Annotated in this window: 22 protein-coding genes; 19 read left to right on the top strand and 3 right to left on the bottom strand. The window is 31.5% G+C overall.

Going from position 1 to position 17665, the window contains the following annotated elements:
• Positions 1–8 precede the first annotated feature (8 nt).
• Positions 9–518 (top strand): hypothetical protein, encoded by a 510-nt coding sequence (locus tag AC1RPY_RS07125; protein WP_409022765.1) that lies wholly within the window; start codon positions 9–11, stop codon positions 516–518.
• Between the two features lie 192 nt (positions 519–710).
• On the opposite strand, the gene AC1RPY_RS07120 is transcribed toward AC1RPY_RS07125, so the two are convergent.
• Positions 711–1814 (bottom strand): M24 family metallopeptidase, encoded by a 1104-nt coding sequence (locus AC1RPY_RS07120; RefSeq protein WP_481761823.1) that lies wholly within the window; start codon positions 1812–1814, stop codon positions 711–713.
• A gap of 231 nt (positions 1815–2045) precedes the next feature.
• On the opposite strand from AC1RPY_RS07120, the gene ccpA reads away from it, so the two are divergent.
• The 16 genes from ccpA to AC1RPY_RS07040 all read left to right on the top strand — a co-directional run bounded on the left by ccpA (position 2046) and on the right by AC1RPY_RS07040 (position 14691).
• A complete protein-coding gene (gene ccpA / locus AC1RPY_RS07115) occupies positions 2046–3047 on the top strand; it encodes a catabolite control protein A (RefSeq protein ID WP_409022763.1) in 1002 nt (333 codons plus the stop codon).
• 73 nt (positions 3048–3120) lie between these two features.
• On the top strand, positions 3121–3624 hold the full coding sequence (locus tag AC1RPY_RS07110) for a VanZ family protein (RefSeq protein ID WP_481761822.1): 504 nt from the start codon (positions 3121–3123) through the stop codon (positions 3622–3624).
• Between the two features lie 108 nt (positions 3625–3732).
• Positions 3733–4467: a YebC/PmpR family DNA-binding transcriptional regulator gene (locus AC1RPY_RS07105; RefSeq protein WP_481761821.1), complete on the top strand. Its 735-nt coding sequence runs from the start codon at positions 3733–3735 to the stop codon at positions 4465–4467.
• A 134-nt stretch (positions 4468–4601) separates the two neighbouring features.
• Positions 4602–5582, top strand: coding sequence for a competence type IV pilus ATPase ComGA (gene comGA / locus AC1RPY_RS07100; RefSeq protein ID WP_481761820.1), 981 nt, complete (start codon positions 4602–4604; stop codon positions 5580–5582).
• A complete protein-coding gene (gene comGB / locus AC1RPY_RS07095; RefSeq protein ID WP_481761819.1) occupies positions 5524–6582 on the top strand; it encodes a competence type IV pilus assembly protein ComGB in 1059 nt (352 codons plus the stop codon). The genes comGA and comGB overlap by 59 nt, the downstream gene beginning before the upstream one ends.
• Complete coding sequence (gene comGC, locus AC1RPY_RS07090; protein ID WP_409022758.1) at positions 6579–6893, top strand: competence type IV pilus major pilin ComGC; 315 nt, start codon at positions 6579–6581, stop codon at positions 6891–6893. Before comGB ends, comGC begins: the two co-directional genes overlap by 4 nt.
• The gene (locus AC1RPY_RS07085) at positions 6871–7305 is read left to right on the top strand and encodes a prepilin-type N-terminal cleavage/methylation domain-containing protein (protein ID WP_409022757.1); all 435 of its coding nucleotides are present in this window, start codon (positions 6871–6873) and stop codon (positions 7303–7305) included. The genes comGC and AC1RPY_RS07085 overlap by 23 nt, the downstream gene beginning before the upstream one ends.
• A gap of 1 nt (position 7306) precedes the next feature.
• On the top strand, positions 7307–7594 hold the full coding sequence (locus AC1RPY_RS07080) for a hypothetical protein (RefSeq protein WP_409022756.1): 288 nt from the start codon (positions 7307–7309) through the stop codon (positions 7592–7594).
• A gap of 11 nt (positions 7595–7605) precedes the next feature.
• Positions 7606–8013, top strand: a complete 408-nt coding sequence (locus AC1RPY_RS07075; protein ID WP_481762194.1) for a competence type IV pilus minor pilin ComGF — start codon at positions 7606–7608, stop codon at positions 8011–8013.
• Between the two features lies 1 nt (position 8014).
• On the top strand, positions 8015–8311 hold the full coding sequence (locus AC1RPY_RS07070; RefSeq protein WP_481761816.1) for a hypothetical protein: 297 nt from the start codon (positions 8015–8017) through the stop codon (positions 8309–8311).
• Positions 8312–8389: 78 nt separating this feature from the next.
• Positions 8390–9406 carry a class I SAM-dependent methyltransferase gene (locus AC1RPY_RS07065; RefSeq protein ID WP_481761815.1) on the top strand — a complete coding sequence of 339 codons (1017 nt, stop codon included), beginning with the start codon at positions 8390–8392 and terminating at the stop codon, positions 9404–9406.
• A gap of 116 nt (positions 9407–9522) precedes the next feature.
• On the top strand, positions 9523–10896 hold the full coding sequence (locus tag AC1RPY_RS07060; RefSeq protein ID WP_481761814.1) for an amino acid permease: 1374 nt from the start codon (positions 9523–9525) through the stop codon (positions 10894–10896).
• Positions 10897–11241: 345 nt separating this feature from the next.
• The gene (locus AC1RPY_RS07055; protein ID WP_481761813.1) at positions 11242–12615 is read left to right on the top strand and encodes a bifunctional metallophosphatase/5'-nucleotidase; all 1374 of its coding nucleotides are present in this window, start codon (positions 11242–11244) and stop codon (positions 12613–12615) included.
• A 37-nt stretch (positions 12616–12652) separates the two neighbouring features.
• A complete protein-coding gene (locus AC1RPY_RS07050) occupies positions 12653–13267 on the top strand; it encodes a YutD family protein (RefSeq protein WP_481761812.1) in 615 nt (204 codons plus the stop codon).
• 22 nt (positions 13268–13289) lie between these two features.
• Complete coding sequence (locus tag AC1RPY_RS07045) at positions 13290–14075, top strand: TIGR01457 family HAD-type hydrolase (RefSeq protein WP_481761811.1); 786 nt, start codon at positions 13290–13292, stop codon at positions 14073–14075.
• A complete protein-coding gene (locus AC1RPY_RS07040; RefSeq protein WP_481762413.1) occupies positions 14059–14691 on the top strand; it encodes a TIGR01906 family membrane protein in 633 nt (210 codons plus the stop codon). The genes AC1RPY_RS07045 and AC1RPY_RS07040 overlap by 17 nt, the downstream gene beginning before the upstream one ends.
• 78 nt (positions 14692–14769) lie before the next feature.
• On the opposite strand, the gene AC1RPY_RS07035 is transcribed toward AC1RPY_RS07040, so the two are convergent.
• Both AC1RPY_RS07035 and AC1RPY_RS07030 read right to left on the bottom strand, forming a co-directional pair.
• A complete protein-coding gene (locus AC1RPY_RS07035; RefSeq protein WP_481761861.1) occupies positions 14770–15408 on the bottom strand; it encodes a VTT domain-containing protein in 639 nt (212 codons plus the stop codon).
• 39 nt (positions 15409–15447) lie between these two features.
• Positions 15448–16440, bottom strand: coding sequence for an NAD(P)/FAD-dependent oxidoreductase (locus tag AC1RPY_RS07030; protein WP_481761809.1), 993 nt, complete (start codon positions 16438–16440; stop codon positions 15448–15450).
• A gap of 129 nt (positions 16441–16569) precedes the next feature.
• Between AC1RPY_RS07030 and AC1RPY_RS07025 the strand changes: the two genes are divergently transcribed.
• Together AC1RPY_RS07025 and AC1RPY_RS07020 are read left to right on the top strand one after the other, a co-directional pair.
• Entirely contained in the window at positions 16570–17154 is a 585-nt protein-coding gene (locus tag AC1RPY_RS07025) for a peptidylprolyl isomerase (RefSeq protein WP_481761808.1), read from the top strand.
• Between the two features lie 57 nt (positions 17155–17211).
• A complete protein-coding gene (locus AC1RPY_RS07020) occupies positions 17212–17619 on the top strand; it encodes a CvfD/Ygs/GSP13 family RNA-binding post-transcriptional regulator (RefSeq protein WP_481761807.1) in 408 nt (135 codons plus the stop codon).
• Positions 17620–17665: the final 46 nt, after the last annotated feature.

Here is a 17665-nt window from a genome sequence, read left to right as displayed (position 1 = left end):
GGTTTGTTATGTCAAAAAAATTTTTATTAGGATTGGTAGTTACAGGTGGGGTTGCCGCGTATACAGCTTCTAAATTAATTTCTGAAAAAACGAAACAAGATATTAAAGAACATTTGGAAGAAAAAGCTTTAGATGTACGTGATCGCGTGTTAGAGTATAAGGCTTACGCTGAAGACGCTAGTATTGATTTAAAAGATAAAATGGTTGATTTTGATGAAATGAAAAATAATCTAAGTGATAAATTTTCTGAAAAAAGTGAATTATTAATGAGCCAGGATGCGTATGTTAATGCTAAAGATGCATTAATTAATGCAAAGAACGATTTGAAAAACAAATTAGCTATGGAATCAGACGATATATTTGAACAAATGACTGATTTAACAGATGAGTTTTCAGACTTAGCTGAAGAAGACATCTATGTTGATAGCAAGAGTGCTTTTGGCGAAGCTAAAGATGCTGATGCTGCAGAAGGCAAAGCTGAAACAATTTATCCAGATGGATGGACAGGCGAAAAATAAAAGTAAAATGAGTACCACAATTTTTAATGCGAACTATTTGAATTAATTAACTTTAAAATAATAGGTAACCACATGTTGTTCGAAAAGGAGTAGCATATGGTTACCTATTATTTTAGTTAAGACTCGTAGTTTATGGAATATTTAAAAATAAAAACCCCTAAAGTTTTCTAACTTTAGGGGTTTTTATTTTTATTAGTGTAGTTCAATTGTTTTTAATGTTTTTGGTGTAACTGTAAATGGTTCATTACCGTTTTCAGTTAGATAAATGCAGTCTTCAATACGAACGCCAGCAACGCCTGGAATGTAAATACCAGGTTCTATTGAGAAACACATACCTGGTTTAAGTTCCATTTTATTTCCTTCCATAATTGAAGGGAATTCATGTTCACTTTGTCCCATACCATGACCAAGGCGATGAATAAAGTAGTCACCATAACCAGCCTTGACGATGACATCACGAGCAATTTTATCTAAATCTTCCGCAATCATACCTGGTTTAGCAGCAGATTGCGCTTTTAATTGCGCTTCAAGACAAACTTTGTGAATTTCTAATGCTTTTTCATTTGGTTTACCGAATGCTACAGTACGACTAGCATCTGAAATATAACCATCTGAGATAACACCTAAATCAAATAATGTTAAAGCATTTGATTGGATAAGATCCTTTTTTGCAAATCCATGAGGTTCAGCGGCATTTTTTCCACTTTGAACAATAGTGTCAAAGCTCATATGCATGATTCCTTTTTTCATCATTGCATATTCAATTTCTGCAACAACATCTTGTTCAGTTCTGCCTTCTTGAAGAGCGTTAAAGCCAACTTCAAAAGCAACATCTGCCCATTTTCCAGCAATTTTTAATTTTTCAATTTCGTCTGGTGTTTTAATTACTTTAAGTGTTTCGATAAAGCTTGTTGCATCAGCTACAAATTCAGCACTTGGGAAGATACGACTAATAGCATCATATCTTTCAACTGTTAGGCTGCCTTTTTCAATAGCCCATTTCTTTGGTGAATTTTTACGTTTATTTATTTCACTTTGTATGATTGCGAAAGCATCTTCGTGATCAAGATAACCATAAACGGGATATTTCCAGCCGGTATCTTTGGCAGCTTCGACTTCAAGAGCGGGTGTGAATAAAAATGGGTCTTGATCAGGAAATACAAAGAGAGCTAAAACGCGCTCAATAGGATCACTTTCAAAACCGGTAAAATATTGAATACTCATTGGATCGTTGATATAAGCAATGTCAGTACCATTATTGGCAAGCCATTGTTGTAAAGATGCAATATGTGACATGAAATCTCTCCCTTTACAATAGTATACTGTATTATAGCATAAGTAAGACATAACAATTAAATATTGAAATTTTCATAACAATTAAAAATTGAAATTTTCATAATATAAAAATTATTTTCATGAAAATAAGGTAAAAACGCTTGCAATTGTCTTAAAAATTTGCTAAATTATTCTAGTGCTTGAAAACGGAATGAAAACTTGATATTTAAGTAATGAGAGGAAATAATACTAATGGATAAACAAACAATTACAATTTATGACGTAGCAAGAGAAGCAGCTGTTTCAATGGCAACTGTTTCACGTGTGGTTAACGGTAACCCTAACGTTAAACCTGCAACAAGAAAAAAAGTTTTGGAAGTTATTGATCGACTTGATTACAGACCTAATGCTGTTGCTAGAGGATTGGCAAGTAAGAAAACGACAACAGTTGGGGTTATTATTCCCGATGTAACTAATATTTACTTTTCATCATTAGCTCGTGGAATTGATGATGTTGCAACAATGTATAAATATAATATTATTTTAGCTAACTCTGATCAAAATGGTCAAAAAGAAGTGCAAGTATTAAATACATTATTAGCTAAACAAGTTGATGGTATTATTTTTATGGGAAATCAAATTACTGATGAATTACGTGCTGAACTTAAGAGAAGTCGTACACCAGTTGTCCTTTCAGGTTCAGTTGATCCTACTGGAGAATTAGGTAGTGTTAATATTGATTATATTGCAGCTGTAATGGAATCAGTAACGGATCTAATTAATAATGGCAATAAACGTATTGCATTTGTTTCAGGTTCAATGGATGAACCCATTAATGGCGAATACCGACTAAAAGGCTATAAATTAGCTCTTGAAAAAGCCGGAATAAAATTTGATCAAGACTTAATTTTTGAAACAGATTATTCATATCGAGCTGGCGAAACCTTATGGCCAGCAATTTCTTCAAGTCATGCAACTGCTGCTTTTGTTGGTGATGATGAATTAGCTGTTGGTGTTTTGAATGGTGCTCGAGATGCTGGTTTGAGTGTACCCGAAGATTTTGAAATTATTACAAGTAATGATTCAAAATTGACTGAGATTGTTAGACCCAAATTATCTTCAATAACACAACCTTTATACGATTTAGGGGCTGTATCTATGAGATTATTAACAAAATTAATGGATAAAGAAGAAGTTAGTGAAAAAACAATCCAATTACCATATGGCTTAATTAAGCGTTCTTCAACAAAATAATATAATAAAAAACTTGGTTTTCTAAATTATATTTGGAAAATCAAGTTTTTATTATACTTGGATGGGAAATTTTATGAAAAATAAAAATAATATTTACTTTGTTTTAGCCTTATTAATTATTGTAATTCTGTTTATTAGTTCTTCGGAAACGTACAAGCAGCAGACATCTATTCCTTTTTTAGAAAAGTATTTAGCTGGTAAACCATTTGAAAGTATGTTGTCACATATTTCATTTAGTTATGCTGGAGCAGATGAAAGTTTTAACCATGTTGGTTATTTTAAATTAGTTGAGTTTTTCATCCGTAAAACTGCTCATTTTATGACATATTTCTTTATGGCTAGCTTCATATTCTTGGGAGTGAAAAATAAAATTAAGTATTGGCGTTACAGTGGGCTTATTGCAGTTGCTTGTGCAGCGCTATATGCAGGACTTGATGAAATTCACCAAAGTTTTACAGGTGGCAGAACGCCCTTAATCCAAGATGTTTTACTTGATACAATTGGTGCAACAACAGGTGTAATTTTGACGATATTAATTTTAATGTACTATCGGCACAAAAAAGCTAAAGAAAACTAGTTCAGTCCTATTCTCGTGAAGAAGGTTGATATTAAGCTATTATTTTGATATCATAATAAACGGTTAAAAGTAAAAATTCAGAAACATTTCGGAAAGAGGTAGGGAATTATGTCAGGACATTCAAAATGGAATAACATCCAAGGTCGTAAAAATGCACAAGATGCTAAACGTGGTAAAATTTTCCAAAAATTATCGAGAGAAATTTACATGGCTGCAAAAAGTGGTGGTCCTGATCCCGATTCGAACCCCTCATTACGTTTGATGCTTGATAAAGCTAAAGCTGCAAATATGCCAAAAGATAATATTAAACGTGCTATTGATAAAGCGTCTGGTTCAGAAGGTGCAGATTATGAAGAAATTACATATGAAGGCTATGCACCTGGTGGCGTTGCCATCTTAGTTCATACCTTGACGGATAATCGTAATCGGACTGCTTCAGAAGTTCGTATTGCATTTACACGTAATGGTGGAAATTTAGGAGAAACAGGTTCAGTTAATTACATGTTTGATCGTAAAGGTTACATCGTTATTTCTCGTGAAGAATTAGATACTGATGAAGATGCTATGTTTGAAGATGTTATTGATGCTGGTGCTGAGGATTTGAAAACATCAGAAGAATTATTTGAAATCTATACAGATTCAAAAGATTTACCAGATGTACGTGCTTCATTAGAAGCAAAGGGATACAAATTAGATACATTTGAATTAGTAATGATTCCTCAAAATCTAGTACCAGTACCGGAAGATAAAATTGAACAATTCCATCATATGATTGATGCATTGGAAGAAAATGATGATGTTTCAGAAGTGTTCCATGCTGGTGATATTGCAGACGAAGATTAAGATACTCTCTATAATAAAGAGATAAGTCATCTTAAAAAGTTAGAAATTAATTAAATATAAAAATATGAAAAGCCAAAATTAAATGTTTTGGCTTTTTTTGCGTACTTAAATATATGGAAAGGAGGGATATTGAGATGATTGAAACAGAAATACAAGAAATGATTAAAATATGTGTTAAAAACAGAGCAAGTGATATGTATATAATTCCAAGTGCCAAGGGATGCTTAGTTAAGTATCGAACGTTGAATAACTATCATAGCCTTAATGTATATTCAGAAAAAAAGATGATACAAATGAATAATTTTCTTAAATTTAAGGCAAATATGATTCTGAGCGAAACTAGGCGGCCGCAGTTTGGGACTTTTCAATGGCAGATAGAACATAAAAAGGTAAATTGCCGAATTTCGAGTGTTGGCGATTTTTTAGGTAGAGAATCGATTGTTATACGATTTATTTATTCGAATACCGATGTACCGTTACTTCAACTTTTACCAAATCAATTTCAGCAGTTGATAAATGCATGTGGGTCCAGTGGGCTAATTTTATTCTCAGGTCCAATGGGTTCAGGTAAGACAACGACAATGTACCAACTGGCTGAAATGATTCAGAATCAAAGAACAATATTAACTATTGAGGATCCAGTTGAAATTCAAAATCCTAATTTTATTCAATTACAGGTTAATGATAAAGCAAACATGACATATGCGGAATTATTAAAAGTTGGATTGAGGCACCATCCTGATATTTTTATTATCGGTGAAATCAGGGATGAAGTCACTGCCAATGCTGCAATTAAAGCTGCAATGAGTGGTCATTTAATTTTAAGTACCGTACATGCAAGAAATGCAGTAGGAACAATTAAACGACTTGAAAATCTTGGCGTTAGTCGAGATGATCTCAATAGAACGCTACAGGCAGTAAGTTATCAGCGATTAATTGAAACAACGAAAGGTGGAAGCGGTGTACTATTTGATATATTAACAGGTCAAAAGTTAGAGTCTGTTCTTGAAGGAACATTTAATCAAAAAATAGCTTTAGAAAGGTGGCATGATAACCTTGATCAATGTATTAAGAAAAATATTATTACAATTGAAACAGCAAATAATTTTAAATAGAAGAAAATGGTCAATTCAAAAACAAAGTGAATTTTTCGAAGTCTTGGCAGACTTATTAGATTCGGGATTTTCGCTCAGGCAATCTTTAACAACGGCGACTAAATTATTTCCAGTTGGGAAAATAGATATTCAAAAAATTGAATCCAAGTTAAGAAGTGGTGAACCCTTCTCAACAGGTATCAAGCCGTATATTTCAAAAAGTTCGTATTATCAAATTACGATTTCTGAAAAATATGGCGGATTAAATAAAAGTATTAAACAACTCGGAAAATTGATGACGGTTAGAGTAAAACAAAAGAAACAGTTAAAGCAACTCATGCAATACCCAATGATTCTGATGGGATTACTGGTTGTCTTATATATCGGAATCCAACAATTTATTTTGCCTGAAATAAATTATAGTCAGTTAGGTGCGTCATCAAATTCTAACTTTAAAATGATTTTAATGAAGAGTATTATCTCTGTCGTAATTAGTCTATTTATCGGATATATCATAAAAATTATCATTCGTGTTTCAAAACAAAGTACGATGAACAGGCATGTTTGGTATTGTCAGGTCCCCATAGTAGGTAAAATTTATCGGGATTATTGTCATTATTATTTAACATTTAATTTGGGTCTGCTTTTAGCAAGTGGTTTAAATTTGAATAAAATATGTGATTATTTAAATCAATTTGATCAAAAATCTTTACTATATCAGTTAGGTAAACAGTTAACGAATCATTTTGAAAATGGTGGGAGTACAAAACAAATGATCGATAAAAGTCCTTTATTTCCTAATGAGATAACGACATTTCTCGCAAAAGGTAATACGTTAGATGTGATGAGCCAAGAATTATTAATGTATTCGGAATTAACTTATCGTAAATTTGAGTCATCTGTCGAAAGAATCATGATTTATGTACAGCCAGTTGCATTCATAATTGTAGCGGCCTGTATTGTTGGGTTGTATTTAACAATATTATTACCTATGTATCAAACTATGGAGGAAATTCAATGAAAAAAAATAGAAAAAAATTAAAAGCATTTACGCTTGTTGAAATGCTATGTGTCTTATTTATTATCTCACTTCTAATGTTGATTATATTACCTAACATTGGACATCAAAGAGCAGGTGCTAAACGGGTTAATGATGAAGCGTTAGTTAGCGTCGTCCAAACGCAGGTTGATTTGTATGAAAATGAAACGCATAATAAATCGATAAATTTTGCTGATTTAGTTTCGGAAAAATATTTAACTGAAAAGCAAGAAAAGGAAGCAAAAGATAATCATATTATTATCTCGAATAATGTTGTTAAAACAGAAAACTAAATTTAAAGCATTTAGTTTATTTGAAATGCTTATTTCGTTGGCAATTACTAGTATTTGTGGTCTATTGCTAATGGGGCCAATGGATCAAGTACTTGCGATATCTAAAGAAAAACAATTTTGGCAAAATTTTGAACAACTTTGGCAAAGTGCAGTGGTAGAGGCACCGATGAATCGGATGCCTAATAGTATTAATTTTAATGATGATAAAATGACCATTATTAATGGCAATAGTAAAATTAAATTAGACTATCCGAAGACTGTGACAGTTAAAAATAGAGTAACGATAAAAATAAATAAAAGTGGGCAAATCACTGGTAAAACAGTTAATTTTAAATCCACATTACCAAATAGAAATCAAAAAATAGTATTTCAAATTGGGTGGGGTCAATTTATTAGAAAGGATGTCGAATAACGTGCGTAAAATGTCAGGAATTGTGTTAGCTGACGCTATTATGACTTTAACTATTGTCGCATCAGGTTTTGGATTATATGTACAGACCAATCACACATTACAGAAACAAGAAGATTATTGGAATCATAAAACAACAACTACAAGAAATCTGAAAGAAATCAGTAAATTATTAGTCATTCATCCGACAAGTAAATTATCAAAAATAGTTGATGGCGAATTACAATGTGCTACTATGTCTGAAATTCGAATTAAGTCTGAAAATGATTTAACAAGTATTAAATTGCAATGAAAAGTTTTTCTTTGTTAGAAACTATTATTGCATTAGGTATATTTATCATCTCTCTTAGTCTAATGACAACATGTTGGCACTTATGTACAAATGAACACCAAGAAATTAGCGGAGATAGAGATTTTTCGTTACAGCAATGTATCGGATTATTGGAGTCAGATCACTTAGATTTGAAGATAATAGATGTTGGTCAATATACAATTTCATTAAAAAATAATAAGACAGGAGCTCGCTACTATCTTAGTCAGCATAATGAAATGATACAGTTTATTGGATTTTCAGGAGGTCATATACCAATTTTATATCATGTGAAATCATTTTCGGTGGCATACGATGAACCAATTCTATTTTTAAAAATCAAACAAGAACACCAAAATAAGACTTTAAAATTGGTAATACCTATGGAAAAAAAGGATTAAGATGCGAAAAATCAAATTATTAAACGGACATTTAGTTGTATCAGCCATATTTTGTTTAATGTTATTAATTGGTTTGTTATTGGGACAACTGATATATTTCCAAGCAAAATTCACTAGTTATCAGAAAATATGCCAATATAATCAAGCAGAAACTATGAAAAACATGACTATTTTAAATCAAAAAGCAAAAAATCTAAAAGAAAAATATACTTATAATTATGGTGTTGTTGAATATCAAAAAGGAGCCTATCAGGTTATTTTGAAGAATGGTAATCGATATTCTTTTTCAGAAAAATGATAAAAAAGAAACTTAACTTGAATTGAGAATTAAAAATCGTTAAACTGAAACGAGCAAATAAATTCAAGGAGTGATTTTATGTCATTAGAAGAAATAGAAATGAACTTTAATCAGATTAATGAAACAATTGATATTTTACAAAAAAGTTTAGAAATCACTTATTTGGACGCATTTATTGAGACTAGCAATAATTTGTTAGATAATAAATCTGTACACGTAGAAGATGGATTACCAAGTGAGCAAGATGTAAAAATTTTGAATCAGATTTATAAAAAAATGAATTTGAATGCCTTATCGTCAGAAGATGTACGTAAAGTTGTACAGTTAGTTTTATTGAAGGCAACAAGACAAGAAAGTATTCAACCTAATCATCAAATAACACCAGATACAATTGGATTTTTAGTTGCATTTGTATTAGAAAAATTAATAAGTACAAAAAAATCGTTTAGTTTATTGGACATTACAGTGGGATCAGGGAACTTACTGACGACGATTTTGAATCAAATGGCTGCTGATAAGTTTGAGATTTCAAAAGCATACGGGATTGATAATGATGATACAATGTTATCAATTGCAGGGTTAAGTGGACAATTACAACACTTAAATTTAGAATTATTTCACCAAGATGCGGTTGATGACCTAATTGTAAAAAAATCTGATGTTGTTATTGCTGATTTACCAATTGGTTATTACCCTCTAGATGAAAGAGTTACCCATTTTGCTACACATGCAACTGAAGGTCATTCATATGTACATCATTTATTAATAGAACAATCAATCAAATACTTAAATGATGGCGGTTTTGGCATATACCTTGTTCCTACTGGTTTATTTGAAACAGAGGAAGCAAAAAAATTACTCGTTTACATTCAATCAAATGCATATCTTCAAGGTATGCTCAATTTACCTGTGGAATTATTTAGTTCAGCTAATTCACGTAAATCTATTTTGATTTTACAGAAACATGGCGAAGGTAGTAAACAAGTTGATGAAGTACTATTAGGTGATTTCCCATCACTAAAGGGTGAAGAACTATTTCAGAGCTTTGTTAAAACGTTAGATAAGTGGATAAAGGCCAACTTTAATAATAAGTAAAGTGACTCATATTTTGAGTCGCTTTTTTTATTTAATTATAAAAAGAATAATTTCTTTAGAAATTAACATGTGTCATGTATAATCTACTTAATTACTATAGAGGGAGTTTGATATTAATGGCAGAAAAAAGTTCAGAAGATCAGCATGTTAGAGGATTAAAAAGTCGACATGTTCAATTAATTGCAATTGGTGGAACAATTGGGACTGGTTTATTCTTGGGAGCAGGTCAATCTATTCATTTGGCTGGGCCATCTATTTTATTGGCATATATTATTACCGGAATTGCATGTTTTCTTTTAATGCGTTCGTTAGGTGAATTACTGTTATCGAATGTGAATGCACATTCATTTATTGATTTTATTTATGAATATCTAGGTGAAAAGGTTGGATTTGTTGCTGGATGGACATATTGGGTCTGTTGGGTAACAATTGCAATGACAGAAATTACCGCAGTCGGGTTATATATGAAATTTTGGTTTCCTAACTTGCCGCAATGGATTCCTGGTATGGTTATGCTCCTTATTCTTTTAGGAATAAATTTAGTTACAGTGGGATTATTCGGTGAAACAGAATTTTGGTTTGCACTCATTAAAATTATTGCCATTATTGTGTTGATATGTATTGGCGTGTATATGGTAGTGGTAAACTTTAAAACTTCAGCTGGGCATGCCAGTTTGACGAATTTAGTAAGTCACGGTGGATTTTTCCCCCAAGGAATTAAAGGATTTATTTTGTCATTTCAAATGGTACTGTTTAGTTTTGTCGGTATTGAAATGGTAGGATTAACAGCTGCAGAAACTGAAAACCCAACAAAGGTTATCCCAGAAGCAATTAATGAAATACCCTTAAGAATTATTTTGTTTTATGTAGGATCATTATTGGCAATTATGGCGATTTATCCTTGGAATATGATTTCGGAATCACAAAGTCCATTTGTTCAAGTATTTGAAAATATAGGGATAAAATCAGCAGCCAGCATTATTAATATTGTTGTAATTACAGCTGCAGCCTCAGCTTGTAATGGGTCTTTATTTAGTACAGGTAGAATGTTGTTCTCGCTTAATTATAATAAAAAAAATAAATTTTCTAAAAAAATTAGTAAGTTATCACATAATCAAGTACCTGCATTTGCATTACAATTTTCGACTCTTGTGATTGCAATTTCAGTCGTACTGAATATGTTTATGGCTGAATCGGTATTTACATTTATTTCAAGTATTGCAACGACTTGTTTCTTGTTCATTTGGGGAGCAATTGTAATTGCACATTTGAAGTATAGACGAAAAATAAAACTAGAAAAAACAGAATCAATGCTAGTATTTAAAATGCCTTTCTTTCCTGTTACAAATTATTTAATTCTATTATTTCTAACTTTTGTAGGTATTGTGCTATGCTTAAAACCTGATACATTAATTGCGCTGATTGCTTCAATTGGTTGGTTAATTGTACTCTATGTTATTAAAAGTGTTCAAATGAAGATGGAAAATTAAATTTTTGCTGAAAAGACCACGTGTGAGGGTCTTTTTTTGTATACTTAGGGCACAAATTAAAAGTAATTGTTGAAAATATTGTTTGATTTTGCTTCTAAAAACATTACAATTTAATAGTTAATTTCAGCGCGAGCAATACTATTTTCTGCATGCTATTTTTTGTAAAGGGTCATATAAATTCACTTGGACACGGTAAGCAGTATAATATAGGATATAGTATAACTAATAATGTTGAACCCACCTATTAGGAATTTGATGGTTAGAAAAGAACTTTAGGACAACCATAATAATATAGTTAGTGAAAAGAAAGTCAGTAAATAATCAAAATAAGGTGGATATAAACTAATGGAAAAAATAACGATTTTACATACAAATGATATTCATTCACATTTAGAAAATTGGCCTAAAATTAGGCGATTTTTACAATCTGAAAAAATAAAGCTTGAAAAACAAAATCAAACTGTTTTAACTTTTGATATTGGAGATGCAATTGATCGTGTGCACCCGTTGTCGGAAGCTACAAATGGCAAAGCCAATATTGAATTAATGAATACTGTAGCATATGATGCAGCGACAATTGGTAACAATGAAGGTATTGGTAATTCGCGAAGCCAATTACAACATTTATATGATAATGCAAAATTCGACATTATCCTTGATAACGTGGTAGATGGAGAAGTTAATAATCGTCCTGCATGGGCCAAAGAATATAAAATAATGGAAACTGCAGCTGGAACTAAAATTGGAATAATTGCCTTGACAGCACCATTTCCAATGACGTATGAGATGAATGGTTGGGAATCTAATCAAATTGATACCGTTTTACCTTCACTTTTAAAAAAAATAGCAGGTAAAGTAGATGTTATTATTTTGTTATCACATTTAGGTTTACCTGTAGATAGAAAAGTAGCTGCAAAGTATCCTCAGATAGATATTGTATTAGGAAGCCACACACATCATTTATTGAAATCCGGTGAAAAAGTTAATGAATCATTATTGGCCGCAGCTGGTAAGTGGGGGATGTACGTGGGCGAAGTAGCGATTGAACTTGAAAATCATAAAATTAGAAAAGAAGTTGCTAAAGTAATTGAAACAGAAAGTTTAGCAGAAGTTATAAGTGACCAAGACGAAATAGCAGAATATAGATTACGCGGAGAAAAAATTTTAACATCTGAAGTTGTTGCAAAATTGCCTGAAGATTTAGAAGCATCATGGACTAAAAATTCAGCATTAATGCAGACATCATTGAAAGCCATCGAAGCGGGTACAAAAACGGATATTGCAATGTTAAATGGTGGATTATTTTTGAAAAATTTACAAAAAGGATTTGTAACAAAAAATGACCTGCATCAAACACTGCCACACCCAATGCGGGTTATTACTGCTAAATTAACTGGTTATAATCTATGGCGATTAGTACAAGAAATTAAAAAGAATAGTTCATTTCTTAAGAAATTCCCAATTAAAGGGATGGGTTTTAGAGGCCAATTATTTGGTGAAGTAGTGATTGATGGACTGGTAGAACAAGAAAATGGGGACCTTATATATCATAACGAAAAAATTGACTTGGATGCATATTATACTATTGCAACAGTTGATCATTTTATGTATATACCGTTTTTTCCAACCATAGAAATAACCGGAGAAATTTCGATAAATGGCAAGAAATTTTTAAGAGATTACGTTGGGGACTATTTAAAACTAGAATTTTCTGTATAATGAAGTATGACTAAAGTTGTAAAAGGAGGTTTGAGATTTGAATCAAGCACAGAAAGAAAAGAGAGAACAGCAACTTGCAATAAAAGCAGAAAAAATTAAAGCTTATGCTAGTGATGTTGTTCGACAGAGTGAAACCCGAGTACTAATCGATAACCGTCCATATGATCTTGTTTCCAATTATAGAGATGGTTTTGAAATTGAAAAATTAACGGAACGATTTAGCCAAATTTTAACGAAATATGATTATATTGTTGGAGACTGGGGATATGATCAACTTCGATTAAGAGGTTTTTATAAAACCGAGAATAAAAAGGCATATCGGTCACAATGTATCGATACTCTTGAAGATTATTTATATGAATATTGTAATTTTGGATGTTCTTATTTTGTGTTGCACAATTTGGAAATTCAAAAACCTGAACCAATTTCTAATCCTAAAGAACGTAAAAAAACAGTTAAACCAGTTGGTAAGAAAAGAAAACCTGTAGTAAGGGCGCACACAACTGAAAAAAAATATCAAATAAAAAATAAAAAAACTAAAGTACCATTAAACAAGTCTAAACCAGTAAAACCACAAAAAAATAATTTAAAAACGGCAACAAAACGAACAAAGAAACACGAATTTGTAATTAGGCAAAAAGATAAAGCATAATTAAATAGGCAAGGTGATAATAATGGCATATAAAGGTTATATGATTGATTTAGATGGTACAATCTATCGAGGAAAAGAAAAAATTGCGGCAGCAAAACGATTTATCGAGTCTCTACAAGCAAGAAATATTGCATTTTTATTTGTGACTAATAATACGACTAAAATACCAGCTGATGTTGTCAATAATTTAGCAAATAATTTTGATATACATGTAACTGAGAAAGAAGTCTATACGGCGGCACTTGCAACTGCAGATTATCTAGATGCGTTAAACCCTGATAAAAGAAGTGTTTATATTATTGGTGAAAACGGATTAAAGAAAGCAATTATGGATAAAAAATTTATTATTGAGGAAACGACGCCTGATTATGTTGTTGTTGGGTTAGATTCCGATGTTACGTATCATAAATTTGAAATGGCAACTTTAGCAATCAAACGTGGTGCTAAATTTATTGGAACAAATGCTGATACTAATATTCCGAATGAACGTGGACTACTTCCTGGTGCTGGATCGCTGGTAAGGATGGTTGAATGTACAACACAACAAGAAGCTACTTATATTGGTAAACCTGAAACTATCATCATGGAAAAAGCCCTATCAAGACTTGGCTTGAAGAAAAGTGAAGTTGTGATGGTTGGAGATAACTACATGACAGATATTAAAGCCGGAATTAACTTTGGGGTTGATACAATGTTAGTCTATACGGGCGTTTCAACAAAAAACTTAGTGGCATCTAAAAAAGTTCAACCAACTATTCAATTGGATTCACTTGATGATTGGGACTTTGATAATGATAGAGCGCGTTAAAAAAATGGGACAGTGGCTAAGTTTATATCTAGCGATTGTCTCTTTTTCTATTATATTGGTAATTAATAGTACGTTTGTTTATAAAATTTTTATCAAGCAATCACATTTGAATAAAATTGTTGGGTTAAACCAATCAGAATTAATGTCTGATTATAATAATTTATTAGACTATTTTAACTATCCTTGGGTAAATAAAGTAAAAATGATATTGCCTTCATCATATAATGGGATGCAACATTATCATGATGTTAAACAATTGGTGCAGTTTAATTATGGTTGTTTTTTAATTTTAGGATTTATTGCAATAATATTTATTGGTCAATTAACAAAACAAAAGGAATTATGGAAATTGGTAAGACCTTTTCAGATGGCTATTACTGTTCCTTTTCTTAGTGTATTTTTACTTTTCTTTAATTTTGATCATTATTTTATACTATTTCATGAGCTCGTGTTTAGAAATAATGATTGGATATTTAATCCTAAACTAGATCCAATCATTTTGGCATTACCAGAAAATTTTTTTATGATTTGTTTTCTAATGGTCTTTTGTCTAATTGAGATGTTCTTTTTAGTTGGTATTTACTTTGGTAAGAGAGAAATTAAACGTAGTAATTAAAAAAACGAGACACCAGTGAAAATGGCGTCTCGTTTTTTTATTAGATTAAGATAGAAAGGGTGGGATATTAATAGCTAGTTATTTACTTAATTTTGACTTAATACCACTAAATACAGCTGGAATTAAGGAAATTAGTATGATTCCCAATACGACTAAAGAAAAATGTTCCTGTACGATTGCAATGTTTCCAAAGAAAAATCCAGCAGAACAACAAATGGTGACCCATGCAAATCCGCCAATTAGACTAAAGCGTAAGAAGCGAGAGTACTTAAATCCGCTACCACCAACGATGAAGGGAGCAAGCGTACGAATAATAGGCATGAATCTTGCTAAAATAATTGCGGGTCCACCATGTTTATTGAAAAATTGTTCTGTTTTATCGAGACTATCTTTGCTAATCATTTTATTAAATAATGAATGATCTGAAATTGAGTTCCCTACTTTTTTTCCAATAAAGAAATTTAGTGAGTCTCCCATGTACGCTGCAGCAAGAAAGAGGATTACAAATATCCAAATATTCAAATGATAAATTGAATTTGCTGCTAGAGCACTAGCTGCAAATAAAAGTGAATCACCAGGTAGGAAAGGTAAAATAACCGCTCCAGTTTCTATGAAGATAATAAAAAATAAGATAAGATAGGTCCAATTTCCAAAGTTGTTCACAATACTAATCAAGTGTGTGTCTATATGTAAAACAAAATCTATAAAAAAGTTTATGACAGACATAATATTAAATACCCCTTAAGTTCTATTTTTTTAATAATGTGGATTCATTAGTTGCGTACTATGAATAGTTCGATTAATATTTGGGTTTATAAAATTTAGGGCACTAGTTACGGCAGTCGGTGCTTCACCAAATCCTGAAGCAATTAGTGCTATTTTACCAGGGTATGAAACAATATCTCCTGCGGCAAAAACACCGGGAATGGAAGTTGCCATTTCAGAATTTACCGAGATTAGTTTCTTATCCATATTTATACCCCAAGCATTAATAATTTTATTATCGGATAAGTAGCCATAATTCACAAGTAAATTATCAACAATTATCGTTTTATTAAGATTATTTTTAGAATGTTTTAGCAAAATTTCAAGGCGACCATTCTTTTTAGAAAGTGATTGTATCGAAAAGGGAGTTTCAAATATAGTATCAGTTTTTTTGAGTTTTGTGACATTGTACTCTAGAGCTCTAAAGTTATCTCGACGGTGAATCATATGAATTTGTTTTGTAATGTTCGATAGCTCATTTGCCCAATCGATAGCAGAATCACCACCGCCAGCAATAGCAATTTGTTTATGAGAAAATTTAGAAAGGTCACTAATATTGTAAAATAATGATTCATTCTCGAATGTTGCTGAATTAGCAATATTTAATTTACGTGGCTGAAAAGAACCAATTCCAGCCGTAATAATAATTGTTCTACTATATGTAACCCGTTTAGAAGTTTGAATCCTAAAAATATCATTCTCTTTTTCGAAATTTAAGACGGTCTCATTTAATTTAACGTCAAAGTCAAATTGGTGAGCTTGCCTTGAAAGTTCCTTAATTAGATGTTCACCTGATATGCCAGTGAATCCAGCTATATCATATATTTTTTTCGTTGGATATAATGTACCAACTTGTCCACCAATGTCGGGAAGACTTTCAATAACTTGAGTTTTAGCTTGGCGCATGTGCGCATAAGTTGAAGTAAATAGTCCGATGGGTCCGGCACCAATGATAGTAATATCAAATATTTCATTTGTTGTCATAACAGTCTCCTAGCATTCCATTTAATAGCATTATAATAGTATAACGCATAAAAAATATAAAGTAATAGTAAAATAGAGTGAAATTGGGTACAATGGAATCAATAAAGTTTGAATAGGAGGAACATAGTTATGACATACCCACAATTAGACTTAGAACATGTAGTTGGACCAAAAGTTAAAATGATTACGAATTACGGTGATATAACGATTCAATTATTTCCAGAACAAGCACCTAAGACGGTAGAAAATTTCATTGGACTTTCAGAAAATGGATACTACAAAGACGTTATTTTTCATCGAGTGATTTCTGATTTTATGGTTCAATCTGGTGATCCAACAGGATCTGGAATGGGTGGTGAAAGTATTTGGGGTAAATCGTTTGCAGATGAATTTTCTTCTGAACTTTTTAACTTAAGAGGTGCTTTATCGATGGCTAATTCTGGACCATCAACAAATGGTAGTCAATTTTTTATTGTCCAAAATTCGAATGTTCCTGAACAGATGATTGGACAATTAAAGGATGCAAATTATCCTGAAGAGGTAGTCGTAGAATATAAAAAAGGTGGAACTCCTTGGTTAGATTTTCATCATACAGTATTTGGACAAGTTGTTAGTGGAATGGACATTGTTGATAAAATTGCGGGTGCAAAAACAGCTATGCAAGATAAACCAGTTGAACCAATTGTAATTGAAGATATGATAGTAACAAAATAAAGAGGATGAAAGTCCTTTTTATTTTGGCCGTTTTTACCGAAAGATTGAGGAGTATAAATGAAATATAGAATTGGACAAATTATTGTAGGAACTATAACAGGTATTCAATCATATGGTGCTTTTGTAACAATTGCGGATGGAGTTCAAGGCTTAATCCATATTTCGGAATGCCATAACGGTTATGTGGATAACATATTGAATTATTTAAAAATAAATGAAAAAATTACGGTTAGGATTATTGATATTGATGAATATAACAGTAAAATGAGTTTTTCAATTAGAAATTTTACTAAACAAAATAGTAATCTTAAAAGTACAGGTATTAAAATAAAACATAAATATTATTGGACAAATAGGTCTATAGATACAGGGTTTAAAGCAATAGATGATAAAATGGATTTTTGGATAAGCCAACAATTAAGAGATATTCACAGAAATAGACTTGACCAAGAAAAAGAAAGCTGATATATTTAATAAGTGCTATTGAGGCGATAATGAATATCGCAAATAA

The sequence above is a fragment of the Dellaglioa sp. CoH-56-MRSF-12 genome (assembly GCF_056782075.1).
The sequence above is the reverse complement of the archived record's forward strand: the minus strand, read 5'-3'. Positions and strand labels throughout refer to the sequence as shown.